The organism is Streptomyces sp. NPDC047000 (assembly GCF_040644295.1).
GTDB lineage: Bacteria > Actinomycetota > Actinomycetes > Streptomycetales > Streptomycetaceae > Streptomyces.
Window position 1 is genome coordinate 40,067 of record NZ_JBEYWE010000035.1, and the last position, 24,142, is coordinate 64,208.

A 24,142-nucleotide genomic window follows, 5' to 3' on the forward strand; every position below is an offset into this window, starting at 1 on the left:
CCCGCACCGCCTGACCGCATCCGCAGCGGCCGCCCGCACCCGCACCCGCACCGATCCCGTTCCAGGAAAGGCACGACACAGACGATGGCACCGACGACGAAGGCGACAGGCGACGGCACCGGCCTGGTCGAGATGTCCTGGGACCCGATCACCCGGATCGTGGGCAGCCTGGGCATCCACACGAAGATCGACTTCAAGCAGAAGCGGGTCGCCGAGTGCTACAGCACCTCGTCGGTCTTCCGCGGCTACAGCGTCTTCATGCGCGGCAAGGACCCCCGCGACGCCCACTTCATCACCAGCCGCATCTGCGGCATCTGCGGCGACAACCACGCCACCTGCTCGGTGTACGCGCAGAACATGGCGTACGGCGTGAAGCCCCCGCACCTCGGCGAGTGGATCATCAACCTCGGCGAGGCGGCCGAGTACATGTTCGACCACAACATCTTCCAGGAGAACCTGGTCGGGGTCGACTACTGCGAGAAGATGGTCAAGGAGACCAACCCCGGCGTCCTCGCCCTCGCCGAACGCACCGAGGCCCCGCACGCCGCCGAGCACGGCTACCGCACCATCGCCGACATCATGCGCTCCCTCAATCCCCTCGAAGGCGACTTCTACCGCGAGGCGCTCCAGGTCAGCCGCTACACCCGGGAGATGTTCTGCCTGATGGAGGGCCGCCATGTGCACCCCTCCACGCTCTACCCCGGCGGCACCGGCACCGTCGCCACCGTGCAGCTGTTCACGGACTACCTCAGCCGCCTGATGCGCTACGTGGAGTTCATGAAGCGCGTCGTCCCGCTCCACGACGACCTCTTCGACTTCTTCTACGAGGCACTGCCCGGCTACGAGGAGGTCGGCCGCCGCCGTGTCCTGCTCGGCTGCTGGGGCGCCCTCAACGACCCGGAGCACTGCGACTTCACCTACGCCAACATGACCGACTGGGGACGGAGGATGTTCGTCACCCCCGGTGTCGTCGTGGACGGCAAGCTCGTCACCACCGACCTCACCGAGATCAACCTCGGCATCCGCATCCTGCTGGGCAGCTCCTACTACGACGACTGGGAGGGCCGCGAGCAGTTCGTCACCCGCGACCCGCTCGGCAACCCGGTCGACCCGCGCCACCCCTGGAACCAGCACACCATCCCCGCCCCGCAGAAGCGGAACTTCGACGACAAGTACAGCTGGGTCATGTCGCCCCGCTGGTTCGACGGCACGGACCACCTCGCCCTCGACACCGGCGGCGGCCCCCTCGCCCGGCTGTGGACCACCGCGCTCGCCGGACTCGTCGACACCGGCGGCGTCAAGGCCACCGGCCACAGCGTGCAGATCAACCTGCCGCGCACCATGACCCGCCCCGAGGCGAGCTACGAGTGGAAGATCCCGCGCTGGAGCAACGCCCTCGAACGCAACCGTGCCCGCACCTACTTCCAGGCCTACACCGCCGCCCTCGCCCTGCACTTCGCCGAGCAGGCCCTCACCGAGGTGCGCGCCGGACGCACCCGGACCTGGGAGAGGTTCGAGGTCCCCGACGAGGGCCTCGGCGTCGGGTTCACCGAGGCGGTGCGCGGCGTGCTCTCGCACCACCTCGTCATCCGCGACGGCAAGATCGCCAACTACCACCCCTACCCGCCCACCCCCTGGAACGCCAGCGTCCGCGACTCCTACGGCACCCCCGGCCCGTACGAGGACGCCGTGCAGAACACGCCCATCTTCGAGGAGAACCCGCCGGAGAACTTCAAGGGCATCGACATCATGCGCGCCGTGCGCAGCTTCGACCCCTGTCTGCCCTGCGGCGTGCACATGTACGTCGGCGGCGGGAAGACCGTGCAGACCCTGCACGTGCCGACCGGCCTGAGCGGACTGGGCGGATGAGCGCCCCGGCCGTCCCCGACGCCTCCGCCGGACGCGCCGCCCCCGCCGCCCCGCCCGGCCCCGCCGTGCACGACGCCGAGGCCGCCGGACGCCGTGTCGACGAGGTGCTCACCCGGCTCGCCGAGCGGTCCGACCCGGCCGCCGGCGAGGCCGCCGAGGAACTGGTGCGCTCCCTCATGGAGTTCTACGGCGCCGGACTCGCCCGCATCCTCGAACTGCTGCCCCCGGGCGGCCCGGCGGACGCCCTGCTGGGCGACGGACTCGTCGCGGGCCTCCTCGTCCTGCACGACCTGCACCCCGAGGACGTCACCGCCCGCATCGCCCGCGCCCTGGCGACCGTACGCGACCACGAACTGACCCCGGACGGGTACGACGAGGCGAACGGGACCCTGCGGCTGCGGGCCGCCCCCCGCACCGGCTGCGGCTGCTCCGGCGGCACCGACGCCGCCCGCCGGGCCGCCGAGGACGCGCTCGCCTGCTTCGCCCCCGAGGTCACCACCGTCCTGGTACGGCAGGACGACGACCCGCGCGAGCCGGTCCTCCTCCAGATCGGGACCCGCGGATGACGGCGCCCTGCGCCCCGCCGGCCGGGCTGCGCCGCTTCCTCGGCGGCCGGCCGCCGAGGCCCGAACGGTGCGGGCTGTGCGCGGCGCCCGTCGACGCCGCCCGGCACCGGCACCTCGTGGACACCCCGCGCCGCGCCCTGGTGTGCGCCTGCCCCGACTGCTTCATGCCGCTGGCCTCGCCCGGCGCCGACGCGGGCCGCTTCCGGGCGGTACCCGACCGCTGGCTCACCGACCCGCACCACCGGCTCGACGACCGCGCCTGGGACGCCCTGCGCATCCCCGTCGGGGTCGCCTTCTTCCTCCGCAACACCGAACTCGACCGCCTCGTGGCCCTGTACCCCAGCCCGGCCGGGGCCACCGAGAGCGAACTCGACCCCGCCACCTGGGCCGCCGCCCTCGGCGGCAGCCGGCTCGCCGGGCTCCTCCGGCCCGACGTCGAGGCGCTGCTGCTGCGCCGCACCCCCGACGGCTGCACCTGCCATCTCGTCCCGATCGACGTCTGCTACGAACTCGTCGGCCGGATGCGGCAGTCGTGGCGAGGCTTCGACGGCGGAGCCGAGGCGCGCGCGGCCCTGGACGCCTTCTTCACCCGGGCCGCCGAACGGGCCCGGCCGCTGCCCGGCCCGCACGAGAACGACAAGGAGCCCGCCGGATGACGGAGTTCACCTTCGCCTGCACCGGCGTGCACGCCGACCGCTACGCCGCCGGACCCACCCTGGTCTTCCGGCTGCGCATCACCGCGACCGGCGACTCCGGCGACTCCGGTGACGCCGCACCCGTGCCCGTCCGCGTCCACGCCCTGGCCCTGCGCTGCCAGTTGCGCATCGAGCCCGCCCGGCGCGGCTACGACGGCCCCGAGACCGCCGCGCTCACCGACCTGTTCGGCGAACGCTCCCGGTGGGGCAGCACCCTCCAGCCGGTCCGCTTCGCCGACGTCCCGCTCATGGTCACCGGCTTCACCGGCGAGACCGAGGCCGACCTCGTCGTGCCGTGCACCTACGACATGGACATCGCCGCCACCCGCTACGCCGACGCCCTCGACGGCGGCGAGGTGCCCCTGCTGATGCTGTTCTCCGGCACCGCCTTCACCGGCCCGGCCGGTTACCGGGTCGAACCCGTGCCCTGGGACCGCGAGGCGACCTGCCGGATGCCCGTCGGGACCTGGCGGGAGATGGTCGAGCAGCACTTCCCCGGCTGCGGCTGGCTCCGGCTGCCCCGCGCCACCCTGGACGCCCTCCTCGCCTACCGCTCCCGCCGCGCCCTGACCTCCTGGGAGGCGACCGTGGCCCGGCTCCTCGCGGACGGCGGCGAAGCAGCCGTCCCCACGGCCGTCCCCGCGACCGGAAGGACCGCCCCGTGAGCGCGCCCGCCCCGCCCGTCGCGGCCCGCCTCGACCGGGCCCGCCAGGTCGCCGACACCGTCCTCTTCGAGGGCTACGTCCTCTACCCCTACCGCGCCTCCGCCGCCAAGAACCGGCTGCGCTGGCAGTTCGGCGTGCTCGTGCCGCCCGCCTGGGGAGCCGAGCACGCCGAACACACCTTCCAGCGCACCGAATGCCTCCTGGAACCGGGGGCGGGCGCCGAACTCGCCGTCGAGCTGCGCTTCCTGCGCACCCGCCGCCGCACCGTGCAACGGGTCCGCGGGACGGGTGAGTTCGAGACCGTTCCCGAACTGCGGCTGCCGGACCGGGTGCTGGTGCCGTGGGACGAGGGGGTGGAGGACCGCGTCGAGACCACCGCACCGGTGGACGCGCTCCTCGGCCGGGAGACCGTGATCCCCTTCCGCCGGCCGGCCGGCGAGGAGACCGAACTCGTGCGTGACGCGGCCGGAACGGTCGTGGGCCGTCTGCTGCGCCGCCACGAGGACCTCGGCGGCGTGCTGCGGCTGTCCGCGCGCGAACTCGACGGCCCCTGCCGGGTGCTGCGGCTGACCGCGACCGCCGAGAACACCAGCGCCTGGACCCCGCCCGGCCCGGACCCCGCCCACCGGGACACCGCCCTCACCCGCTCCCTCGCGGGCGCCCACCTGCTGCTCGCGCTGAGCGGCGGATCGTTCCTGTCGATGACCGATCCTCCCGAATGGGCCAGGGGCGCCGTCTCCGGGTGCCGCAACCTGCACACCTGGCCGGTCCTCGCCGCGGAACCCGGCCGCGCGGACGTCGTGCTGTCCTCGCCGATCATCCTGGAGGACCACCCGGCCATCGCCCCCGAGAGCCCCGGCGTCCTCTACGACGCCACCGAGATCGACGAGATCCTCGCCCTCCGCACCGCGGCCCTCACCGACGAGGAGAAGCGTGAGGCACGCGGCACCGACGCACGGGCCGCCGCCGTCATCGACCTCGCCGACTCGATGCCCGCCGAAGTGCTGGAACGCCTGCACGGCGCGGTGCGCGGCCTGCGCGAGCCGACCCACGGGGCCACGGACGGCCGGACGCGTGAGGCGGCCGGGGCGGACGCCGCGGACGCCTTTCCCGACGAGCACGGCGTCGTACGGCCCGACACCCCCTGGTGGGACCCGGCGGCCGACGCCGGGTTCGACCCGGCCCGCGACCACACGGTCGTCGACGGCCGGCGCGTCGGCGCGGGCAGCCGCGTCGTGCTGCGCCCGGGCCGTCGCCGCACCGACGCCCAGGACCTGTTCCTGCACGGACGCACCGCCACCGTCGAGGCCGTCCTGCACGACGTCGACGGCGCCGTGCACCTCGCGGTCGTCGTGGACGGCGACCCGGGCGCCGACCTGCGCCGCGAACAAGGCCGCTACCTGTACTTCAGGACCGACGAGATCGCGCCCGCGGAGGTACCCGGATGACTTCCCCGACACCGTCCCCTCCGCCGCCCGGCCGGGTCCTCGTCGCGGGCATCGGCAACATCTTCCTCGGCGACGACGGCTTCGGCGTCGAGACCGTGCGCGCGCTGGCCGCCCGCCCGCTGCCCGCCCGCACCGAGACCGCCGACACCGGCGTCCGCGGGGTCCACCTCGCCTACCGACTGCTCGACGGCTACGACACCGTGATCCTCGTCGACGCCGTCGGGCGCGGGTCGGCACCCGGCACCCTGCACGTCATCGAGCCCGAGGACACCGCCGCCCCGGCCCCGCCGGACGGTCACCGGATGACCCCCGACGCGGTGCTCGCCCTGCTCGGCACCCTCTGCGCGAGCACCGGGGCCCGGCCGCCGCGCCGCACGCTGGTCGTCGGCTGCGAACCGGCCGTCCTCGACGAGGGCATCGGGCTCAGCCCGCCCGTGTCCGACGCCGTACCGCGCGCGGTACGGCTGATCGAGCAACTGCTGGCGGAACCGCCCGCGCAGCCCGCACCCCGGCCCCTGGCCGGTCGAGCCGTGAGCCGAGGAGAAACAGCATGAAGAAGATCGCCGCCGCCCTCGCGGCCGCCGTGGTGGCCGCCGTGGTCCTGCAGTCCCTGCCGGACATCCGGCGCTATCTGCGCATGCGCTGCATGTGAAGCGTCCCGCGTCCCCGGCCGGCCGCCGCGCCCCTGCCCGCCGCCGCCCGCCGCCGTGCACCGGTGCGTCCGTACGCAGCCGGGCTGCCGGTCCGCCGCATCGTCGCGGCGTTGCGGCGTTGCGGCGAACGGCGGACGCGGGCGCCCCGGGACGGCGCGCCGGTCGGCCGGGCGCCGCCCCCGCGCCTCTAATGGGGACCTCCGAACGCCCCGCCCGAACGCCCCGCCCCCGCTTCCCGACCGCGGCCTTCCCGCCAGGACGGAGACCACCGATGCACGAGATGTCCATCGCGCTGGAGGTCGTCGAGCAGGTGCGGGACGCGGCCCGCCGCGCCGGAGACGTCACCGCCGTACGCACCGTCCGGCTCGAGGTCGGCCGGCTCGCCGGGGTGGTACCCGACGCGCTGTCCTTCTGCTTCGGACTGGCCTGCGCCGGAACCCTGCTGGAGGGCGCGGAACTGCTCGCCGAGCCGGTCCCGGGACGGGCCCGCTGCGCCCCGTGCGGCCACGACTGGGACGTCGGCATGCCACCCGCCCTGCTCTGCCCCCGCTGCGGCGGCGCGGCCGGCGAACTGCTGTCCGGCCGCGAACTGCGCGTCACCGGCGTGTGCTGGGAGCAGGGCGGGGTGCCCTGCGAGGACGGCGGGGTGTGCCGCGAGGACGGCGGCGCGCCCCGCGCGGACCGCGAGGCGCGCGAAGTGCCCTGTGCGGACGGCGGGCCGCTCGCGGCCGTCCGCGAACCGATCGCCGAGGAGCGCTGAACCATGTGCCGTGCAGTCGAACTGCGACAGGCCGTCCTCGCCCGCAACGACGAGACCGCGCACACCCTGCGCGTCCGCCTCGCCGGCCGGGGCACCACGGTCGTCAACCTGCTCTCCAGCCCCGGCAGCGGCAAGACCGCCCTGCTGGAGCACGAGCTGGCCCTGGCCCGCGAACGGTCCCTGCCGGTCGCCGCCCTCACCGCCGACCTCGCCACCGAGAACGACGCCGTCCGGCTGGCCCGTTCCGGCGCCCCGGTCAAACAGATCCTCACCGACGGACTCTGCCACCTGGAGGCCGGGATGCTCGCCCGCCATCTGGAGGGCTGGCTGCCCGAGCCGACCCGGTTGCTGTTCGTGGAGAACGTCGGCAATCTCGTCTGCCCCGCCTCCTACGACCTCGGGGAGACCCTGCGCGTCGTCCTGGCGTCCGTCACCGAGGGCGAGGACAAACCGCTGAAGTACCCGACCGCGTTCGGCCTCGCCCACCTCGTGGTGGTCACCAAGACCGACCTCGCCCGTGCCGCCGGCTTCGACGAGGCCGCGTTCCGCGCCCACGTCGACCAGGTCAACCCCGGTGTCGAGGTGCTGCTCACCTCGGTCCGCTCGGGCACCGGCCTGGGCGCCCTCCTGGAGCGGGCCGAGGCCGCGGCCGGCGGCGGCCCCGTGCACCGCCCGGTCATGGCCCCGCCGCCCCCGCACACCCACGGACATCCGCGCGAGGACCCGCGTGAGCACGAACACCCCGGTCCCGCGGTCCGGCTGACGTCCGCCCAGCGGTGAGCGCCCCGCCGGCCTCCGCCGCGCACCCGGCGGCCCTGCGGCGCCGGGTCGTCGTACGGGGCGTGGTGCAGGGCGTCGGTTTCCGGCCCTACGTCCACGCCCTGGCGACCGCCCTCCGGCTGACCGGACACGTCACCAACACCCCGGACGGCGTCGTGGCCGAGGTCGAGGGCGAGGCCGGCGACCTCGAACGGTTCTGCGCCCGGATCGCGCCGGACGCGCCGCCCCTGGCCCGCGTCGACACCGTCGACCACCACGAGGTGCCCGTCACCGGCGACACCGCGTTCACCATCCTCGCCTCCCACGGCACCGGACCCGCCCGCACCCTGGTCCCGCCCGACGCCGCGACCTGCGCCGCCTGCCTGCGCGAACTCGCCGACCCGGCCGACCGGCGGTACCGCCACCCCTTCGTCAACTGCACCCACTGCGGGCCCCGGTTCACCATCGTCACCGGCCTGCCCTACGACCGCGCCCGGACCACCATGGCCCGCTTCCCGATGTGCCCGGACTGCGCACGCGAGTACGCCGACCCCACCGACCGGCGCTTCCACGCCCAGCCCGTCGCCTGCCCCGGCTGCGGGCCCCGCCTCACGCTGCTCGTACGCCGCTCCTGCGGACCGCCCGAGCCGGTCGTCGGCCCGGGCACCGGCGCCGATCCGGTCGCCGCCGCCCGGGAACTGCTCGCCGCCGGTGCCGTCGTCGCCGTCAAGGGGCTCGGCGGCTACCACCTCGCCTGCGACGCCACCGACCCCCGCGCCGTCGGGCTGCTGCGCCGCCGCAAGGAGCGGGGCGGCAAACCGTTCGCGGTCATGGCGCGCGGCGCCGAGGACATCGCGCACCTGGTGCGGCTCACCGCCGGGGAACGCGCCCTGCTGCACGGTCCGGCCCGCCCCGTCGTGCTGCTGCGCCGCCGCACCGACGCCGCCCCCGCGGGCCCGGTCCCGGCCGACGCCGTGGCGCCCGGCAGCCCCGACCTCGGCGTGATGCTGCCGTACACCCCGCTGCACCATCTGCTCCTCGGCCTGCCCGGCGATCCCGAGGGGCCCCGGCTGCTCGTCATGACCAGCGGCAACGTCTCCGGCGAACCCATCGTCACCGACGACACCGAGGCCCTGGACCGGCTCGCGCCGCTCGCCGACGCCTGGCTCACCCACGACCGGCCGGTCCATGTCCCCTGCGACGACTCGGTGCTGCGCGTCTGCGAAGGGCAGCCCCTCGTCGTCCGCCGGGCCCGCGGCTACGCGCCCCTGCCCCTCGACCTGCCGGTGCCGGTCCGTCCCGCCCTCGCGGTCGGCGGCGACCTGAAGAACACCTTCTGCCTCGGCGAGGGCCGCCGGGCCTGGCTCTCCGCCCACATCGGCGACATGGACGACCTGGCCACCCAGCGCGCCTTCACCCGTGCCGTGGAGCAGCTGGAGTCCATCACCCCCGTCCGGCCCGGGCTGCTCGCCGCCGACCGGCACCCCGGCTACCGCTCCGCCCGCTGGGCCGACCGTGCGGCCGGGGGACGGCCCGTGGTCCGGGTCCAGCACCATCACGCCCATGTCGCCTCCGTGATGGCGGAGAACGGTCTGGACGGCAGCCGCCCGGTGATCGGCGTGGCCTTCGACGGCACCGGCTACGGCGACGACGGCGCGGTCTGGGGCGGTGAGGTCCTGCTCGCCGACTACGACGGCTTCACCCGCCTCGCCCACCTCGCCTACGTCCCGCTGCCCGGCGGGGACGCCGCGGTGCACCGGCCGTACCGCATGGCCGTCGCCCACCTGCGCGCCGCCGGGCTCGGCCGGTTTGCCGACCTGCCCTGCGTCAGCGCCTGCCCGGCCGGTGAACTCCCGCTCCTGGAGAAGCAGCTGGCGCGGAACCTGAACTGCGTCCCTACCTCCAGCATGGGCCGTCTCTTCGACGCCGTGGCGTCCCTGGCGGGGGTGTGCCACCGCGCCGGGTACGAGGCCCAGGCGGCCATGGAACTGGAGGCCGCCGCACTGCGGGCCCCCGCCGGGGACCGGACGGCGTACACCTTCGCCCTGCTGGAGCCCGGCACCGGTACGGACGCCGCGGACGGGCCCCTGCGGGCCGACCCCGGCCCGGTGCTCGCGGAGATCGCCGGCGACCTGCGCGGCGGAGTGCCGCCGGAGACCGTGGCGGCCCGCTTCCACCGGGCCGTCGCCCGGCTCGTCCACCGCCTCTGCCGGCGGGCCCGCGAACGGCACGGCACGGACACCGTCGCCCTCACCGGCGGGGTGTTCCTCAACACCGTCCTGCTCACCGCCTGTTCGGCGGCCCTGACGGCGGACGGCTTCACCGTGCTGCGCCACCGCCTCGTCCCGCCCGGCGACGGCGGACTGGCCCTCGGCCAGCTGATGGTGGCCGCCCGCGCCACCCGCGCCGGGACCCCGTGACCCGTCCTCCCATCCCCCCACACACACCGAGGAGAGGCCCATGTGCCTGGCGGTACCCGGAAGAGTGCTGGACATCAACGATCGCGACGGCACCCGGATGGCCACCGTCGACTTCGGCGGTGTCGTCAAGGAGGTGTGCCTGGAGTATCTGCCCGATCTGGAGGTCGGCGAGTACGCCATCGTGCACGTCGGCTTCGCACTCCAGCGGCTGGACGAGGAGTCGGCCCGGCACACCCTGGAACTGTTCGCCGAACTCGGCATGCTCCAGGAGGAGTTCGGTGACCCCTGGGAGGCGGCCGCGCACAGCGGGGAGAGTGCGCACCCCGCCCCCGCACCCGGAGAGGAGGCGCACCGGTGAAGTACATCGACGAGTTCCAGGACCCGGAGCTGGCACGGCGGCTCCTCGACGAGATCCACGCCACGGTGACCCGGCCGTGGGCCCTGATGGAGGTGTGCGGCGGCCAGACCCACTCCATCATCCGGCACGGCATCGACCAACTGCTGCCCGAAAAGGTCGAGTTGATCCATGGGCCGGGCTGCCCGGTCTGTGTGACCCCGCTGGAGGTCATCGACAAGGCGCTGGAGATCGCCTCCCGTCCCGAGGTGATCTTCTGCTCCTTCGGCGACATGCTCCGCGTCCCCGGCACCGGACGCGACCTGTTCCAGGTGCGGGGCGCGGGCGGCGACGTACGGGTGGTGTACTCGCCCCTCGACGCGCTGCGCGTCGCCCGCCAGAACCCCGACCGTGAGGTGGTGTTCTTCGGCATCGGCTTCGAGACGACCGCCCCGCCCAACGCCATGACCGTCCATCAGGCCCGCAAGCTGGGCATCCGCAACTTCAGCCTGCTCGTCTCGCACGTCCGCGTGCCCCCGGCCGTCGAGGCGGTCATGAGCTCGCCGAGCTGCCGGGTGCAGGGCTTCCTCGCCGCCGGGCACGTCTGCACGGTGATGGGCACCGGCGAGTACCCGGGCCTGGCCGAGCGGTTCCGCGTCCCGATCGTCGTCACGGGCTTCGAACCGCTGGACATCCTCGAGGGCGTACGCCGCGCCGTCACCCAGCTGGAGCGCGGCGAGCACACCGTCGACAACGCCTACCCCAGGGCCGTGTCCGCCGGGGGCAACCCGGCGGCCCGGGCCATGCTGGAGGAGGTCTTCGAGGTCACCGACCGTGCCTGGCGGGGCATCGGCGTGATCCCCGGCAGCGGCTGGCGGCTGTCCGCGGCATACCGGGACTTCGACGCCGAGTCGCGCTTCCGCGTCGAGGGGATCCGCACCCGTGAACCGGCCGAGTGCCGCAGCGGCGAGGTGTTGCAGGGCCTGCTCAAACCGCACGAGTGCGAGGCGTTCGGCACCCGCTGCACCCCGCGCACCCCGCTCGGCGCCACCATGGTCTCCAGCGAGGGAGCCTGCGCCGCGTACTACCTCTACCGCCGCCTGGACGCCGCCCCGGCCGCCCAGGCCGCCCCGACTCCGCGGGAGGCGAGCCCCGTTGCCTGACACCGGCACCCCCACTGCCACCCCCATCCCCACTGCCGCCACCGCCACCCGCACCGGGCTCCGCTCCGGCGCCGACGTCCTCGACGTGACCGGCTGGACCTGCCCGGCCCCGCTGCGCGACCAGCCCCGGATCGTCATGGGCCACGGCGGCGGCGGGACGCTCTCCGCCGAACTGCTCGAGCACGTCTTCGCCCCTGCCTACGGCGGCCCCGCCCTCGCCCAGCTGGGCGACGCGGCCCAGGTGACCCTCGGCGGCGCCCGGCTCGCCTTCTCCACCGACTCGTTCGTCGTGCGGCCGCTGTTCTTCCCTGGCGGCAGCATCGGCGAGCTCGCCGTCAACGGCACCGTCAACGACCTCGCCATGAGCGGGGCGCGGGCCGCCTATCTGTCCTGTGCCTTCATCCTGGAGGAGGGCGTCGCGACCGAGACCGTCTCCCGGGTCGCCGAGGCACTCGGCGCCGCCGCGCGGACCGCCGGGGTGGAGGTGGCGACCGGCGACACCAAGGTCGTGGAGGCCGGGCACGGCGACGGGATCTACCTCAACACCGCCGGGATCGGACTCGTCCCGCCCGGGGTCGACCTCAGGCCGCAGCGGGTCGTGCCCGGCGACGTGGTGATCGTCAGCGGGGCGATCGGGGCGCACGGTGTGGCGATCATGAGTGTGCGTGAGGGTCTCGAGTTCGGGGTGGAGATCGAGAGCGACTGCGCCGCGCTGGGCTCCCTGGTCGAGGCGATGCTCGCCGTCACGCCCGATCTGCACGCGCTGCGCGACCCCACCCGCGGCGGCCTCGCGGCCTCGCTGAACGAGATCGCCCGCGCGTCGGGCACCGGCGTCGTGATCACCGAGCGCGCGGTCCCGGTCCCGCCCGCCGTCGCGGGTGCCTGCGCGATGCTCGGCCTCGACCCGTTCTACGTGGCCAACGAGGGCAAACTGGTGGCGTTCGTGCCGCGTGAGCACGCCGACGCCGTCCTCGCGGCCATGCGCGCGCATCCGCTCGGTGCGCAGGCGCGGATCGTCGGCGAGGCGGTGGCGGACCACCCCGGCATGGTCGTGGCCCGGACCGGCCTCGGCGGCACCCGGGTGGTCGACATGCCGCTGGGGGAGCAGCTGCCGCGGATCTGCTGAACCCGCCGCACGGCGCGGGGTGTCCGCCGGCGGAGCCGGACACCCCGCGTCACCGGCCGCAGGGCGGCGCCAGCACCGACAGCGTGCCGTTGGCCTGCCGCAGCGCGAGCTCCAGCGCGGTGGGCGCGTGCAGCTTGCCCGTGCCGTCCGGCGGGATCAGCCACTCCAGGAACCGGCCCGGCCGGTACGGCGGCGGCACGGCGACCCAGGACCCCCGCCCCGAGTGGCGCAGCCCGGAGCCGATCCAGCGGCTGGCGGGGTCGGGCGGCAGGAAGAAGCCGACCCGCTGCGACCCGGTGTCCACCAGCGTGGGCCCGGGCACCGGCTGGGAGGGCCGCCACAGCAGGTCCAGCGTGAGCAGCCCGAGCTGGTCGGGGACGCTCAGCAGGTCCCAGAAGCGGCCGGCCTCCAGCAGGGCGATGCCATGGCCCTGGTCCCACTGCCGTTTGCAGGCCCGGGGGTCCGGCGCGGCGGCCGCCAGCCACTCCACGCCCTGCGTCCACATCATGTTCGTCACGTGCTGCTCCGGTGATCGTCGTGCGTCCGTCCCGACGGCACCGGGAGGACATGACGACACACGCACATGAAGCGCGTTCGCACACCGACCCGGCAAAAGCGTGCTGATAGATAATTCTATGGAGCCGTCCGGGGTGGCGTGGCCTGGCGTTTCGGTCCGGAATGCTCGAACTTCGAACGTCCGTGCCTTTGACGGGAGGGGTCGGCCGGGTCGGCGCGGTCGCCCTCACGGATCCCGGTTCGCGCGCGAATCAATTGCGCAGGCGATTGATTCGATCGCCAAAGCTTGTGGCGTACGCGTTTTTGACCGTACGCTTCCGTCGTTCCGTCGCCTTCCTGCCCGAGGTGCCCCATGGACCGTGCCCGACTGCATCAGCTCCTGGCCCGCGAGAGCGCCGACGCCGAGCGCCGCAACCCCCGCTCCAGGGCCGCGTACGAGCGGGCCGGACATCTCTTCGGGCGGGTGCCGATGACCTGGATGAACAAGACCGCCGGAGCCTTCCCCCGCTATCTGGACGGTGCCCGCGGCGCCCGGGTCACCGACATCGACGGCCATGAGTACATCGACTTCTGCCTCGGCGACACCGGCGCCATGGCCGGGCACTCGCCCGCCGCCGTGGCGGCGGAGGTCGAACGGCGGTTCACCCGGCAGGGCGGTGCCACCGCCATGCTGCCGACGGAGGACGCCGAGGTGGTCGGCGCGGAACTGACCCGCCGTTTCGGGCTCGCCCGCTGGAGCTTCTCGCTCACCGCGACCGACGCCAACCGGTGGGCCGTCCGGCTCGCCCGCGCCGTCACCGGCCGTTCCAAGATCCTCGTCAACAGCTACAGCTACCACGGAAGCGTGGACGAGTCGCTGATCGTCGTGGGCCCCGACGGCAACGGCGCCGCACGCCCCGGGAACGTCGGCGCCCCCTGCGACGTGACGCTCACCAGCCGCGTCGCCGAGTTCAACGACCTCGACGGGCTGGAGCGCGAACTCGCGCACGGCGACGTGGCCGCCGTCCTGATGGAACCCGCGCTCACCAACATCGGCATCGTGCTGCCCGAACCCGGTTACCTGGACGGCGTCCGCGAACTGACCCGCCGGCACGGCACGCTGCTCATCAACGACGAGACGCACACCTTCTCCGCGGGCCCCGGCGGCTGTACCGCCGCCTGGGACCTGGAGCCCGACATGCTCACCATCGGCAAGGCCGTCGGCGGCGGCATCCCGGCCGGTGCCTACGGCCTGTCCGCCGCACTGGCCGACCGGCTGCTGGCCCGCGACGACCTCGACCTCGTCGACATGGGCGGCGTCGGCGGCACCCTCGCGGGCAACGCGCTGTCCGTCGCCGCGATGCGCGTCACCCTCGAACAGGTCCTCACCGACGAGGCGTTCGCCCGTATGGCGAAGCTGTCCGAGCGCTTCGACACCGGGGTGCGCGCCGGGATCGCCGCCCACGCGCTGCCCTGGTCGGTCAGCCGCCTCGGTGCCCGCACCGAGTACCGCTTCACCGACCCGGCGCCGCGCACCGGCACCGCGTCCGCCGCGGCCGGCGACACCGAGCTGGAGGACTTCCTGCACCTCTACCTCGCCAACCGGGGCATCCTGCTCACCCCGTTCCACAACATGGCGCTGATGTGCCCCGACACCACCGAGCAGGACGTCGACACCCACACCGGTCTGTTCGCCGCCGCCCTCGCCGAACTCACCGGCTGAGCAACGGCCTCGGTCCACGGATAAGGTGAACCGGAGCCGCCGGAAGGGGAGACGCAGCACCGTGGACGAGATCGACCGGGCCATCCTGCGCGAACTGCAGACCGACGGACGTATCGCGTACGCCGACCTTGGGCCCAGAGTCGGCCTGTCGGCCTCCGCCGCCCGCCAGCGGCTCCAGCGCCTGCTGGACTCCAGGGCCGTCCAGGTGGTCGGCGTCACCGACCCGATGGCCATGGGCGGCCAGGCCATGGCGCTGCTCGGCATCACCGTGGACGGCGACCCGCGCGCCGTCGCCGACGAACTCGCCGCCCGCCCCGAGGTCGTCTACTCGGTGCTGACGTCCGGCGGCTTCGACCTGTTCGCCGAGGTCGTCACCCCCGGTCCCAGGGATCTGCTGGACTTCGTCAACGACGTCGTACGGCCCGTGGAGGGCGTGCGACAGGTGCAGTCGTTCCCCTACTTCGCCATCCACACCCACCGGTTCCTGTGGGACGTGGGCTGACGGACGGCCCCGCACCGGGGGACGGTGCCGGTGGCCGGCCCGTCCGGCGGTGTGCCGGACGGGCGGTCAGCCCGTGGCCGGCAGCAGGGTCTCGGCCTCCGCCAGGATCTGCGTCACCCGCAGGGCGAACCGCGCGTCGCACGGGTGCCGCTCGCCCGTGCGGGCGGCGCCGAGCAGGTCGTCCACGGCCGCTGTGAACGCCGCCGGGCCGTCCTCCGTACCCTCCGGCAGCACGGCCACGCCCGGCTCACCGCGCAGTTCCACCCCTGCCCCCGCCGCCGCGGGCGGGGCGCTGAGGCTGAGCGTCACGGTGCCGGTCGCGCCTCCGGAGTGCTCCAGAATCAGGTGCACGGCGTCGCGCGGGCCCCGCGCGGCGGCCGCCACCCGTACGACGTCGCCGAGCACCGGCAGCAGCACGGACAGGGCGTGCGGGCCGACGTCCCACAGCGGCCCCTTCGCACGCCGCCACGGCGAGGCGGCGAAGGGGCTGTCGCCGCCGCTGAACACGGCCCCCAGCCAGTGCGCCCGCGCGGTGAACCAGCCTCCCGCGGCGGCCTGTTCGCGGATCCACTCGCGCGGTCGGCGCTGGAAGCGGGTGGTGAAGAACACCACGGAGGCGACCCCGGCCGCCTCCGCGGCCTCCGCGACCGCCCGTCCGCCCGGTACGCCCGTCGCGAGCGGCTTGTCCAGCAGCAGATGACGGCCGGCCCGCGCCGCCCGGACCGCGAGGTCTGCCTGGACGTCCGGGGGCAGGGCCACCGCCACCGCGTCCACCTCGGAGATCAGCGCGTCCGCCGAGTCGTAGGCCCGTACGCCGAACCGTTCGGCCAGCGGTCCGGCGGCCTCCGGGCGCCGCCCCCACACCCCGGCGAACTCCACCCCGGGATGTCCGTCCAGGGCGGGGGCGTGCACCAGACGGGCCCACGGGCCCGTTCCCAGCAGTCCGATACGCATGTCCGCGGTCCTCCTCGGTCGCCGTCTCCGTCATGTGCGGTCCTCCTGGTGATCGTGGCACGCCGGCCCCTCCCGGACGGGACCCGGCCGGGTCAGCCGGACGTCCGGCAGGAGCCGTCGACCTGGGCGCCGGAGGGACCGGAACCGTCCGCGGTCCCGTCCACGGACAGCCACTCGGCGATGCTGCGCGCGATGGGCTGGCCCGTGTCCATCTCGACGAACCCGAACTGGCCCGACTGGTTGCATTCCAGGAACCACCAGATACCGTCTCCGTCCTCTGCGAAGTCGAACGCCCCGTAGGCGAGTTCCGCCTCCCGGAGATAGGTGAGCACCGCCGCGCCGACCCGTGGCGGCACGTCCACGGGACGCCAGGGCTCGGTGGAGACGGCGAAGCGGACGTCCACCACCTCCGGATCGGCGTCGTCGGCCACCGCCTTGCGGGCGGTCAGCAGCCGGTCGCCCACCGCGGTGAGCCGGATGTCCGCCCGCTTGGCGACCCGCCGCTGCAGCAGCGTCGGGCCGAAGGCCACGGCCGCGAAGTCCGTGTCCGGGGCGACCCGGCTGGTCGGCACCGCCCGCGGCGGCTCCTGCGGATGCGCCCCGGACACCGGCTTGACCACCAGGTCCGGGAAGCGCTGTGCGAACTCCCGCGCCGCCTGCGGGAACGTGGTGATCAGGGTGGCCGGCACGGCGAGTCCGCTGCGCTGCGCCAGCCCCAGCTGCCAGGGCTTGTGACGGGCCCGGCGGGCGGCGTCCGGATGGTTCATCCAGCGGGCGCCGGTGCCGCGCAGCAGGCCGTAGAGCGCCTGCGCGGACTCCTCCGTCAGCCACTCGGACGGCTGCGCCGCCCGGGCGGCCGGGGTGCCCGGTCTGCGCACCCAGACGGCACGCAGACCGGACATGCTCACCAGGCGTCCCGCTACGGACAGGTGTCCTCGCGAGACGCCGTGCACGAACTCGCCCGAGAGGGCGACACCGTGGGTCAGGTCGGCGGGATCGAGCCGGACGACGGGCACGCCGGTCTCGTGGAGGTGGACGACGACCATGTCGGCCGTCACATCCTCCTCACAGGTCAGGATGAGCACGGTCATGTAGCGGTCCGTGCTCAGTCGTCAAAGTGCGTCTTGGAGCCCGCAGTCGAGGTCGTGGTCCCCCATGCCCGCAATGTCGCGTGGTCGGTGGCGGCGAACCGCCCGTCGGGGAGCACGTTCAACTGCAGTCCGGAGTCATAAGAATACGGAGTGGTGGCATCCAACTGTGCAGCTGGGCGCGCGTAGTTGAGTGCAAACGGTTGCATCGTCTCTCCCTGTTCGGTGCTGCCTCGCCAAGCGGACGGTTCGTGTCGTGACGCCATTTCACCCGCCTGATTTCGGCTTCCGTGGACTTATACGAATCGAACGGGTGAATGGTTTCCTTACTCTCCGTAGTCGATGTCGGGACCTGGACCTTTGCGCAGGATGCAATTCCCGTATGTCACACACGTCACATCTGCCTCAACTGTCACCGGGACAACTTGGATACCGTTGTCTTCTTCGTGGTCGCCGTACGGTGCTGCCGTGACCGGTGGCACGTCCCGGACGCGCGCACCGGAGTGTCAGGTAGAAAGACGGTTGTGGAGATGACGGACCAGCCCGAGGAACTGTTCGCCGCCGTGGACTCGCTGCTCGCCGCGGTGGACGAGGGCACGGTGCTGCCCGCGCCGGCGGAGCGGGTGCGGCTGCGTGAGACGGCGGGACTGACCCGGGCGGCGGTCGCCCAGGCGCTCGGGGTGCGGCCCCCGAGCATCGAGGCATGGGAGGCGGGCCGCGCCGAGCCCAGGGGAGAGCGGCTCGCGGCGTACCGCAGGCTGCTGGAGGGACTGGCCCGGCGCTGCCCCCCGCCGGACGCGGCGCCGGACGACGCCGGACGTCCCGAGGGCACCGAAGGCACCGAAGGCACTGAGGGCACTGAAGGCACCGACGGTCCTGACGGGCGGCCCGGGGCCGGTGCTGCCGCTGCGTCTGCGCCCGGGTCGGGCTCTGCGTCCGCGCACGCCTCTACGACTGCCCCCGCGCCCGCGCGCGAACCGTCTCCCGGCACGCCCCCCGCCGCGGAGCCGTCCGGCACGGAGCTGTCCGGGACAGGGGCCGCCGGACGCCGAGCCGCCCCCCGTCGGCAGCCGGCCGCGCCGCGCCGCCCGGCCGCACGCACGACGGCCCCGGCCGCCGGGGCCGCCCCCGCCGGATCCGCCGCCCCCGACCCCCGCTTCGCCGACGGCCCCCTCGCCGTGGTCGACACCGTGGACGGCGGGACCGTCGCGTACTGCGTCGGCGGCCTGGTCCTCGACGTGCCCGTCAGGTCCCTCCCGGCGCTGGTGGAATGGGCCCTCACGGAGGCCCGCCTCGGGCAGCCCCGGCTGCACCGCTCCGGCAGGGACGCCGACCCCCTCCTGGTGCTGACGGCGGCCGCCTGCGAACGCTACGGACTGCCCGCCGTACTCACCGACGAGGAGCGCCTGGCCGGCCGTGTCGCCGAGTCCCACAAGGTGGTCCGGCAGCTCGAGAAGGCCGACTGGCAGCTCACCCGGCGCGGCCTCGGACCGTGGGCGCGCGTCTACCGGCCGGCCCAGGGCTCCCGCCGCCGGTGCGTGCAGCTGTGCCTGCCGTCCTGGCAGGCCCTGGACGCCCGCCACTGGGGCGACGCCGCCGGACTGCCCGCGCCCGAACTGGCCCGGATCCTCGGTGTGTACGCCACCCGCGTCATGACCCCGCGCGGCTCGACCGCCGTCACCGGCCTGGAACTGATGACCGCCCTGCACCCGCCGACCCGCGCCCTGCGGGACTCCGACGGCCGGTGGGTGTCGGCCCCCAACCCGGGCGCCCTCACCGAGCCGGTCGACTGCGCCCCCTGCGAGGCCCCCGACGGCCATCCGCTCCTCGCCCATCTGCCGCGCTTCCACCAGCGCACCCCGGCCGAGGTGCTGCGGGAGGAGGCGTACGACTGGGCCCGCCCGCTCACCGACGAGGAATGCATGCGGCCCCACCTCGTCGGCATCGACGTCAACATGGCCTTCGCCGCCGCGGCGAACCGCACCGTGGTCGGCCTCGGCGCCCCGGAGCACCGGCACAACCCCGCCTTCGACCCGGCGCTGCCCGGCTCCTGGCTCGCCGACCTGTCCCATGTACGGCACGACCCACGCCTGCCGAGCCCCTTCACCCCGGACGGCGAGCCGCCCGGGGGCCCGGCCTGGTACGCGACGCCGACCCTGGCGTACGCGCGGGAACTCGGCCACGAGGTGGCGCCGCTGGAGGCGTACGTCCGCCCCGAGCACGGCCCCTACCTGGACGCCTGGTACACCAGGCTGCGCGACGCCTACATCGCCACCATGGCCGACCTCGGCGTGGTCACCGGTATGGCCCCGGACGCGTTCCTGGCCGCGATGGCCCGGCACAAGGACCGGGACCCGCAGCTCGCGCTGGTCCTCGCGGCGGTCAAGGCCACCGTCAAGGGCGGCATCGGCAAGCTGCGTGAGCGGGCCCGCACCGGCTGGCGTCCGGGGGAGCGGTGGGCCGCCCTGGAGCGCCCGACCTGGCGGCCCGACATCCGGGCGGCCGTGATCTCCACGGCCCGCGTCAACATGCACCGCAAGATGCGTAAACTCGCCGAGGTCACCGGGCAGTTCCCGGTCGCGGTCCTCTCGGACTGCGCCGTCTACGCCTCCGGCGGCCCCTCCCCGCTCGACTTCCTGCCCCACCGGGACGGCAAGCCGCTGCCCGGCGGTTTCCGGCTCGGCGTGTCACCGGGGATGGTCAAGCACGAGGGCACCCAGAGCGTGCTGTGGGCGGAGGCCCTGCGCGAGGAGCACGGCGAGTGCCTCAACCTGGCGCGGTACATCAAGAGCGGCCGGATCGCCGTTCCGGACGAGGGAGAGTAGGTCGGCTCCATGGTGAGCATCGGGGACAGCATCGACCGGGCCGCGGCCCAGCACTTCACCAGGCCGGTGCCGAAGTCGGCGCCCGCACAGATGCGTTTCCTGGTACGGCAGCTGAAGGGCACCCGGGCGGTGGCCGAGCTGCTGGGCGTCTCGCAGCGCACGGTGGAGCGCTATGTGAAGGAGCAGCTGCGCAGACCCCGCCAGGACCTCGCCCGCAGACTGTCCGACGAGGTGCGCCGCCGCTGGCAGCCGCGGGTACGGGACGCCGCCAGGAAGCAGGCGGCGCGGACCGGCGGGATCTTCGTCTCCACCCGCGCCCGGTTCGGCTTCACGGCCGCCCCCGGTACGACCGACGACCCGCGCGTCCGCTACGTCAACCAGGCCCTGCCGCCCGAGTACGCGGCCCGGCTCTTTACCGCCCAGGAGAGCGGCGCCACCGAGCGGCAGCTGACGGAGATCCTGGCCGAGGGACTGGGCGAGATGTACTTCCGCGACCGGGGCAACCGCGCCCGGGGCCTGCTGGTGGAGTTCACCGGTATCGAGGAACTCGACCTCGACATCTGATCCGGCGGCGCACGGCGCCCGGGAAGGGCCCGGCGGGTGAATCCACCCGCCGGGCCCCGCCGTCCGTCCGGCCCGCGCACCGGGACTCAGCGGCCCCAGGTGCCCTGGTCGGTCGCGCAGTTCCAGCCGGTGCCCTTCAGGGTGAACTTCACCTTGTAGTGGCTGGTGCTGAGCAGCCGCGTGCGGACGGTGAAGCCGAGCTTCGCCTTGGGCTTGAACGTCTTGGTGTAGACGGACGCCTTCTGCGACGTCCTCTCCGTGATCGAACCGCCCTTCGGCGTGGCGGTGCCGAAGCGGATGTTCTTCACGTCGGTGACGGTGAACGTCACCTTCTTGAAGCTGGTCGTGGTGCTCTTGTTCCTGATGCCGAAGTACAGCCCGCCGCCGGTGACCCAGCCGCCGGAGCCGACGTAGAAGCTCGACGGGTAGCTGATGCTGATCGGGCACCCCGTGGCCTGCGTCGTGACGGGCGCGGCGGACGCGCTCCCCGCGAGACCGAGCTGGGTGGCGCTGAGAAGGCCCGCCGTGGCCAGGACCGCGGCGGTCGTGCGGATTCGGTTCATTGCTGTGTGCCTTTCCCCCTGCGGCCCCGGAGGGCCTGCTTGCCGGAACGTACGGCGCCCCGCGCAAGGACAGGTCCTCCGCGAAGACCGTGCCGTCGCGGAAAGGGGGCCCTGTGCGGGCGACGCGGATCTGTCTTAACACGAAGCCTTACGCGGATCCGACACGACCGGCACGGGTCCCGCCGGCGGTGACACGATCAGGACATTCGTGACCGGCCCCGTACCTGCACAGGGGACCTCCGGCCCAGCTGTTCAGCCCCGCAGCGCCCGCCGGGCGCCGGCCTCGCTCGGGTACTCGCGCACCGTGAACGACGCCACGACCCAGCCGGCCAGCCATGCGGCGAGCGCCGGTACGACCGGAGTCGCGACCAGCAGCAACGCCCGCCCCGCGACGGCGAGTCCGGGTGAACGCCGGGTGGCGTCGCGCTTGTCGGCCCGGGCCCAGCCGGGCGACGGCGGTTGTCGGAGTTCGGCGCGGTGCCCCCGGCGCTGCACCCGCCAGCCCCACACCAGTGCCACGCAGGAACCGGCCGCCTGCGCCCCGTCCCACACCGTCCGGACGACCGGCGGGAGTTCGGTGCGGAAGCTGCCGTAGAGCCGCAGGGCGACGTAACAGACGAACGCCAGTACGGCGAACCACAGGGCGGCGCCCAGCGCGCGGCGCAGCCAGTAGCGCGGCCCGCGTGCGTACCAGGTGGTGCCGAGTCCGGGGAGCGCGGGGATCGCGGTGGCCGGAACACCGCTGTCAGAAGAGGCTTTTGATGCCATGCCAGACGTCATCCTTCAGTCGTACGAAGTCGTCCCCGGTCTGTGACAGGACGTGCCCGGAGCCGTGCAGCAGCCCGCCCACCACGCCGTGGTCGTGGATGTCCTCGCTCCAGTGCTCGTGGAGCGAGTGGTCGATCACCCCGGTGGCGCCGATCACCACCGCGCCGCCGACCCCGGCCACCACGGCCACCGGGACGTCGAAGGGCGCCGCGGCCACCAGACCCGCCGTGATCGCCGTACCGGCTATCAGACCGCCCACGTTGGCGCCGCCGTCGACGGCCACCGCGTGCTGCCAGGACCAGCCCTTGTCGTGGTCGTCGGAGGCCTCCAGCAGACCGCACGCCCCGGCCGCGGCGACGTCCAGGACCGGAATCTCCTTGAGGAAGTCCGGCAGCTTCTCCAGCCCCTCGCCCGCCCGCAGCGCGCCCGCCGCGTCGGTCAGTTTCACGTTCAGCGCGCGGTCGTACGGCAGCGCCGTGCTGCCGTGGTCGGCGCGGGCGATGTCCGCCTCCAGGGACTCGACCCGGCCCACCGCGTCCCGGTAGGCGCCCTTGGCGGGCAGATCCTTCGGCAGCCGCTTCCCGGCCTTCTGGAACGCCTTGCGCTCCTTGCGCAGCGCCTTCTTGGCGGCCGTCTCCTCGGCCTTGGCGTCGTCGAGCGCGGACCGCGCCTTCGCGCCCCCGGCCCGCGCGTCCTCGGCGTCGTAGGCGTACAGACCGCGCAGATAGTCGGCCAGGGTGACCTTGTCGCCGGTCGACACGGTGCCGGTGGCCTGCGCGTACAGGGCGCGCAGCCCGTCGGCGGCGACCAGCCGGGCGTGCTGCGCGGTCTGCAGGATCTCCTGGCGGACCTGGTCGTACTCGTGGAAGGCGCTGATCGTCTTCTGGTCCTCGGCGCTCGGCGGATCGGCGGTCATGAAGGACTGCGGCACCCCCTTCTGCCCCATCGGCACGCCCTTGCCCACGGCGACCGACTCCGCGTTCTGCAGTGCGGTCTCGCAGCCCGACAGCGCCTGGACCAGCGTGTCGAGGACGTCGCCCGCGTCGTGCACCAGGTTGGCGAAGGCGCCGGCGGTCAGGGCGTCCTCGCTCCAGCGGGCCCGGAAGGTCTCGGCGGCGTCGCCCTTCCACGCGGCGTCGGTCACCAGCGTCTCCACGGCCTGGCTGAGGGGCCGCACCACGTCGTCGAGCTTGTCCTTGGCGTTCCGGTACGTGTCGGCCATCGTGCGCAGCCCGCCGATGTCACCGCCCACCCAGCTGTCGCCCATCAGCCCTCACCCGCCATCAGGTCCTCGAACATGCCGTGCACGTCGACGTCGTGGCGGTGGAAGGAGTCGCGTGCGTAGGTCACCTTGTCGCCGTGGTCGTCGAGCCGGTCCGCGAAGCCGGTGTGCAGGGCGACGAGGAGGTCGGCGACCTCCTTGATCGCGTGGTCGAGGCCCTCGTCCCCGCCGCTCGCCACCGGCGGGGCGACGTCCGGGGCGAGAGCGCGGTAGTCCCGGGCCTGGTCGTGGAAGGTCTTCGCCATCGAGGTGAGGTCGGCCGTGAGGGCCTTGAAGTCGGCGGTCATCCGCGCACCTCCCGTGCGTAGGCGGCCAGATCGGCGGGCCGCCAGTTGATCTGCCCGGGAACGGGACGCGGGTCGAGGACGACGCCCGCGCCGCGCTCGCGCATCCCCTCGGCCAGCGGGCCGAGCGAGGTGGCGATCCACGGCTGGGCGTCACCCAGGGCGGCCACCAGCCGCTCCAGGGAGGTGAAGGCGAAGGCCACGGCAGCGGTCGCCGTGCCGGGTGCGGCGGCGAACAGTTCGTAGGCGATGAACGGCACGCGCACCGCGCGGCCCCGCGGGTCGGTGGCGTCGACGTACCGGGGATGGGCGGGCACGAACACCGGTGTGTGGTACGGCGGGACGCCCGGCCGCGGACCCGGGCGTCCGTCGGGGCCGGTGCGCGGCGGCGGGGCGGCGTCGGCGTAGTCCAGGAGACGGGAGCGGTGCGCACCGGGGGCGGGGGCCCCGGTGGCGGCGGAGGGCCCGTGGGGGGTGCCGGGAGGGCCGTCGGACGGGACATCGGGTGGCCCCGGCTCCACGAAGTCCAGTATCCGCGAACGTATCGGCACCATCGCCGCCCCCTTTGCGCCGTGCGCTTCACCCGTCGTCGGACGGGGGGCACCACGGTAGTCAGCGGGGGCGGGCCGAAATCCG

Annotated in this window: 24 protein-coding genes and 1 pseudogene; 16 read left to right on the plus strand and 9 right to left on the minus strand. The window is 74.1% G+C overall.

From position 1 onward, the window contains the following. Nucleotides 1–84: 84 nt before the first annotated feature. The 12 genes and pseudogenes from ABZ862_RS34270 to hypE all read left to right on the plus strand — a co-directional run bounded on the left by ABZ862_RS34270 (nucleotide 85) and on the right by hypE (nucleotide 12,458). On the plus strand, nucleotides 85–1,869 hold the full coding sequence (locus ABZ862_RS34270; RefSeq protein ID WP_360967068.1) for a nickel-dependent hydrogenase large subunit: 1,785 nt from the start codon (nucleotides 85–87) through the stop codon (nucleotides 1,867–1,869). Beyond that, nucleotides 1,866–2,435: a hypothetical protein gene (locus ABZ862_RS34275; protein ID WP_360967071.1), complete on the plus strand. Its 570-nt coding sequence runs from the start codon at nucleotides 1,866–1,868 to the stop codon at nucleotides 2,433–2,435. The genes ABZ862_RS34270 and ABZ862_RS34275 overlap by 4 nt, the downstream gene beginning before the upstream one ends. Next, nucleotides 2,432–3,091, plus strand: a complete 660-nt coding sequence (locus ABZ862_RS34280) for a DUF5947 family protein (RefSeq protein ID WP_360967074.1) — start codon at nucleotides 2,432–2,434, stop codon at nucleotides 3,089–3,091. Before ABZ862_RS34275 ends, ABZ862_RS34280 begins: the two co-directional genes overlap by 4 nt. Continuing rightward, nucleotides 3,088–3,795: a DUF6084 family protein gene (locus ABZ862_RS34285; protein ID WP_360967077.1), complete on the plus strand. Its 708-nt coding sequence runs from the start codon at nucleotides 3,088–3,090 to the stop codon at nucleotides 3,793–3,795. Before ABZ862_RS34280 ends, ABZ862_RS34285 begins: the two co-directional genes overlap by 4 nt. Beyond that, complete coding sequence (locus tag ABZ862_RS34290; protein ID WP_360967080.1) at nucleotides 3,792–5,243, plus strand: hypothetical protein; 1,452 nt, start codon at nucleotides 3,792–3,794, stop codon at nucleotides 5,241–5,243. Before ABZ862_RS34285 ends, ABZ862_RS34290 begins: the two co-directional genes overlap by 4 nt. Then, complete coding sequence (locus ABZ862_RS34295) at nucleotides 5,240–5,797, plus strand: hydrogenase maturation protease (protein ID WP_360967082.1); 558 nt, start codon at nucleotides 5,240–5,242, stop codon at nucleotides 5,795–5,797. Before ABZ862_RS34290 ends, ABZ862_RS34295 begins: the two co-directional genes overlap by 4 nt. A gap of 370 nt (nucleotides 5,798–6,167) precedes the next feature. Next, nucleotides 6,168–6,509 (plus strand): annotated as a pseudogene (locus tag ABZ862_RS34300) (hydrogenase maturation nickel metallochaperone HypA); the annotation flags it as partial. 150 nt (nucleotides 6,510–6,659) lie between these two features. Next, nucleotides 6,660–7,436 (plus strand): hydrogenase nickel incorporation protein HypB, encoded by a 777-nt coding sequence (gene hypB / locus ABZ862_RS34305; RefSeq protein ID WP_360967085.1) that lies wholly within the window; start codon nucleotides 6,660–6,662, stop codon nucleotides 7,434–7,436. Further along, nucleotides 7,433–9,835, plus strand: a complete 2,403-nt coding sequence (gene hypF / locus ABZ862_RS34310) for a carbamoyltransferase HypF (RefSeq protein WP_360967088.1) — start codon at nucleotides 7,433–7,435, stop codon at nucleotides 9,833–9,835. Before hypB ends, hypF begins: the two co-directional genes overlap by 4 nt. A gap of 40 nt (nucleotides 9,836–9,875) precedes the next feature. Then, nucleotides 9,876–10,193 carry a HypC/HybG/HupF family hydrogenase formation chaperone gene (locus tag ABZ862_RS34315; protein ID WP_360967090.1) on the plus strand — a complete coding sequence of 106 codons (318 nt, stop codon included), beginning with the start codon at nucleotides 9,876–9,878 and terminating at the stop codon, nucleotides 10,191–10,193. Further along, nucleotides 10,190–11,332, plus strand: coding sequence for a hydrogenase formation protein HypD (gene hypD / locus ABZ862_RS34320; RefSeq protein ID WP_360967093.1), 1,143 nt, complete (start codon nucleotides 10,190–10,192; stop codon nucleotides 11,330–11,332). The genes ABZ862_RS34315 and hypD overlap by 4 nt, the downstream gene beginning before the upstream one ends. Nucleotides 11,333–11,357: 25 nt before the next feature. Continuing rightward, nucleotides 11,358–12,458: a hydrogenase expression/formation protein HypE gene (gene hypE / locus ABZ862_RS34325; RefSeq protein ID WP_360967167.1), complete on the plus strand. Its 1,101-nt coding sequence runs from the start codon at nucleotides 11,358–11,360 to the stop codon at nucleotides 12,456–12,458. A gap of 49 nt (nucleotides 12,459–12,507) precedes the next feature. Here hypE and ABZ862_RS34330 read toward each other — a convergent pair whose 3' ends face one another. After that, entirely contained in the window at nucleotides 12,508–12,975 is a 468-nt protein-coding gene (locus ABZ862_RS34330) for a hypothetical protein (protein WP_360967095.1), read from the minus strand. A gap of 351 nt (nucleotides 12,976–13,326) precedes the next feature. On the opposite strand from ABZ862_RS34330, the gene ABZ862_RS34335 reads away from it, so the two are divergent. Both ABZ862_RS34335 and ABZ862_RS34340 read left to right on the plus strand, forming a co-directional pair. After that, nucleotides 13,327–14,676, plus strand: coding sequence for a transaminase (locus tag ABZ862_RS34335; RefSeq protein ID WP_360967098.1), 1,350 nt, complete (start codon nucleotides 13,327–13,329; stop codon nucleotides 14,674–14,676). A 61-nt stretch (nucleotides 14,677–14,737) separates the two neighbouring features. Continuing rightward, the gene (locus tag ABZ862_RS34340; RefSeq protein ID WP_360967101.1) at nucleotides 14,738–15,178 is read left to right on the plus strand and encodes an Lrp/AsnC family transcriptional regulator; all 441 of its coding nucleotides are present in this window, start codon (nucleotides 14,738–14,740) and stop codon (nucleotides 15,176–15,178) included. A gap of 66 nt (nucleotides 15,179–15,244) precedes the next feature. On the opposite strand, the gene ABZ862_RS34345 is transcribed toward ABZ862_RS34340, so the two are convergent. The 3 genes from ABZ862_RS34345 to tgmA form a co-directional block, all read right to left on the minus strand. Beyond that, nucleotides 15,245–16,132: a Gfo/Idh/MocA family oxidoreductase gene (locus ABZ862_RS34345; RefSeq protein WP_360967103.1), complete on the minus strand. Its 888-nt coding sequence runs from the start codon at nucleotides 16,130–16,132 to the stop codon at nucleotides 15,245–15,247. Between the two features lie 92 nt (nucleotides 16,133–16,224). Further along, nucleotides 16,225–17,223 carry an ATP-grasp ribosomal peptide maturase gene (gene tgmB / locus ABZ862_RS34350; protein WP_360967105.1) on the minus strand — a complete coding sequence of 333 codons (999 nt, stop codon included), beginning with the start codon at nucleotides 17,221–17,223 and terminating at the stop codon, nucleotides 16,225–16,227. Nucleotides 17,224–17,237: 14 nt separating this feature from the next. Further along, complete coding sequence (gene tgmA / locus ABZ862_RS34355; protein ID WP_360967108.1) at nucleotides 17,238–17,429, minus strand: putative ATP-grasp-modified RiPP; 192 nt, start codon at nucleotides 17,427–17,429, stop codon at nucleotides 17,238–17,240. A gap of 321 nt (nucleotides 17,430–17,750) precedes the next feature. Between tgmA and ABZ862_RS34360 the strand changes: the two genes are divergently transcribed. Together ABZ862_RS34360 and ABZ862_RS34365 are read left to right on the plus strand one after the other, a co-directional pair. Continuing rightward, nucleotides 17,751–20,045, plus strand: a complete 2,295-nt coding sequence (locus ABZ862_RS34360) for a helix-turn-helix transcriptional regulator (RefSeq protein WP_360967111.1) — start codon at nucleotides 17,751–17,753, stop codon at nucleotides 20,043–20,045. A 9-nt stretch (nucleotides 20,046–20,054) separates the two neighbouring features. Continuing rightward, nucleotides 20,055–20,609 (plus strand): XRE family transcriptional regulator, encoded by a 555-nt coding sequence (locus tag ABZ862_RS34365; protein ID WP_360967114.1) that lies wholly within the window; start codon nucleotides 20,055–20,057, stop codon nucleotides 20,607–20,609. Between the two features lie 86 nt (nucleotides 20,610–20,695). Here ABZ862_RS34365 and ABZ862_RS34370 read toward each other — a convergent pair whose 3' ends face one another. The 5 genes from ABZ862_RS34370 to ABZ862_RS34390 all read right to left on the minus strand — a co-directional run bounded on the left by ABZ862_RS34370 (nucleotide 20,696) and on the right by ABZ862_RS34390 (nucleotide 24,060). Continuing rightward, nucleotides 20,696–21,172, minus strand: coding sequence for a hypothetical protein (locus ABZ862_RS34370; RefSeq protein ID WP_360967117.1), 477 nt, complete (start codon nucleotides 21,170–21,172; stop codon nucleotides 20,696–20,698). Between the two features lie 252 nt (nucleotides 21,173–21,424). Further along, nucleotides 21,425–21,940, minus strand: coding sequence for a hypothetical protein (locus ABZ862_RS34375; protein ID WP_360967119.1), 516 nt, complete (start codon nucleotides 21,938–21,940; stop codon nucleotides 21,425–21,427). Then, on the minus strand, nucleotides 21,918–23,207 hold the full coding sequence (locus tag ABZ862_RS34380) for a WXG100 family type VII secretion target (RefSeq protein WP_360967122.1): 1,290 nt from the start codon (nucleotides 23,205–23,207) through the stop codon (nucleotides 21,918–21,920). The genes ABZ862_RS34375 and ABZ862_RS34380 overlap by 23 nt, the downstream gene beginning before the upstream one ends. Then, the gene (locus tag ABZ862_RS34385; protein WP_360967125.1) at nucleotides 23,207–23,509 is read right to left on the minus strand and encodes a DUF6317 family protein; all 303 of its coding nucleotides are present in this window, start codon (nucleotides 23,507–23,509) and stop codon (nucleotides 23,207–23,209) included. Before ABZ862_RS34385 ends, ABZ862_RS34380 begins: the two co-directional genes overlap by 1 nt. After that, the gene (locus tag ABZ862_RS34390) at nucleotides 23,506–24,060 is read right to left on the minus strand and encodes an SAV_915 family protein (RefSeq protein ID WP_360967128.1); all 555 of its coding nucleotides are present in this window, start codon (nucleotides 24,058–24,060) and stop codon (nucleotides 23,506–23,508) included. The genes ABZ862_RS34385 and ABZ862_RS34390 overlap by 4 nt, the downstream gene beginning before the upstream one ends. Nucleotides 24,061–24,142: the final 82 nt, after the last annotated feature.

What these genes read in the sequence shown, in the direction of transcription:
- ABZ862_RS34390 (WP_360967128.1), bottom strand. Translation starts at nt 24,060, where the DNA reads ATGGTGCCGATACGTTCGCGGATACTGGACTTCGTGGAGCCGGGGCCA.
- ABZ862_RS34375 (WP_360967119.1), bottom strand. Translation starts at nt 21,940, where the DNA reads ATGGCATCAAAAGCCTCTTCTGACAGCGGTGTTCCGGCCACCGCGATC.
- ABZ862_RS34315 (WP_360967090.1), top strand. Translation starts at nt 9,876, where the DNA reads ATGTGCCTGGCGGTACCCGGAAGAGTGCTGGACATCAACGATCGCGAC.
- ABZ862_RS34280 (WP_360967074.1), top strand. Translation starts at nt 2,432, where the DNA reads ATGACGGCGCCCTGCGCCCCGCCGGCCGGGCTGCGCCGCTTCCTCGGC.
- ABZ862_RS34345 (WP_360967103.1), bottom strand. Translation starts at nt 16,132, where the DNA reads ATGCGTATCGGACTGCTGGGAACGGGCCCGTGGGCCCGTCTGGTGCAC.
- ABZ862_RS34285 (WP_360967077.1), top strand. Translation starts at nt 3,088, where the DNA reads ATGACGGAGTTCACCTTCGCCTGCACCGGCGTGCACGCCGACCGCTAC.
- hypB (WP_360967085.1), top strand. Translation starts at nt 6,660, where the DNA reads ATGTGCCGTGCAGTCGAACTGCGACAGGCCGTCCTCGCCCGCAACGAC.
- ABZ862_RS34385 (WP_360967125.1), bottom strand. Translation starts at nt 23,509, where the DNA reads ATGACCGCCGACTTCAAGGCCCTCACGGCCGACCTCACCTCGATGGCG.
- ABZ862_RS34360 (WP_360967111.1), top strand. Translation starts at nt 17,751, where the DNA reads ATGACGGACCAGCCCGAGGAACTGTTCGCCGCCGTGGACTCGCTGCTC.
- ABZ862_RS34295 (WP_360967082.1), top strand. Translation starts at nt 5,240, where the DNA reads ATGACTTCCCCGACACCGTCCCCTCCGCCGCCCGGCCGGGTCCTCGTC.
- tgmB (WP_360967105.1), bottom strand. Translation starts at nt 17,223, where the DNA reads ATGACCGTGCTCATCCTGACCTGTGAGGAGGATGTGACGGCCGACATG.
- ABZ862_RS34275 (WP_360967071.1), top strand. Translation starts at nt 1,866, where the DNA reads ATGAGCGCCCCGGCCGTCCCCGACGCCTCCGCCGGACGCGCCGCCCCC.
- tgmA (WP_360967108.1), bottom strand. Translation starts at nt 17,429, where the DNA reads ATGCAACCGTTTGCACTCAACTACGCGCGCCCAGCTGCACAGTTGGAT.
- ABZ862_RS34335 (WP_360967098.1), top strand. Translation starts at nt 13,327, where the DNA reads ATGGACCGTGCCCGACTGCATCAGCTCCTGGCCCGCGAGAGCGCCGAC.
- ABZ862_RS34365 (WP_360967114.1), top strand. Translation starts at nt 20,055, where the DNA reads ATGGTGAGCATCGGGGACAGCATCGACCGGGCCGCGGCCCAGCACTTC.
- ABZ862_RS34380 (WP_360967122.1), bottom strand. Translation starts at nt 23,207, where the DNA reads ATGGGCGACAGCTGGGTGGGCGGTGACATCGGCGGGCTGCGCACGATG.
- ABZ862_RS34370 (WP_360967117.1), bottom strand. Translation starts at nt 21,172, where the DNA reads ATGAACCGAATCCGCACGACCGCCGCGGTCCTGGCCACGGCGGGCCTT.
- ABZ862_RS34270 (WP_360967068.1), top strand. Translation starts at nt 85, where the DNA reads ATGGCACCGACGACGAAGGCGACAGGCGACGGCACCGGCCTGGTCGAG.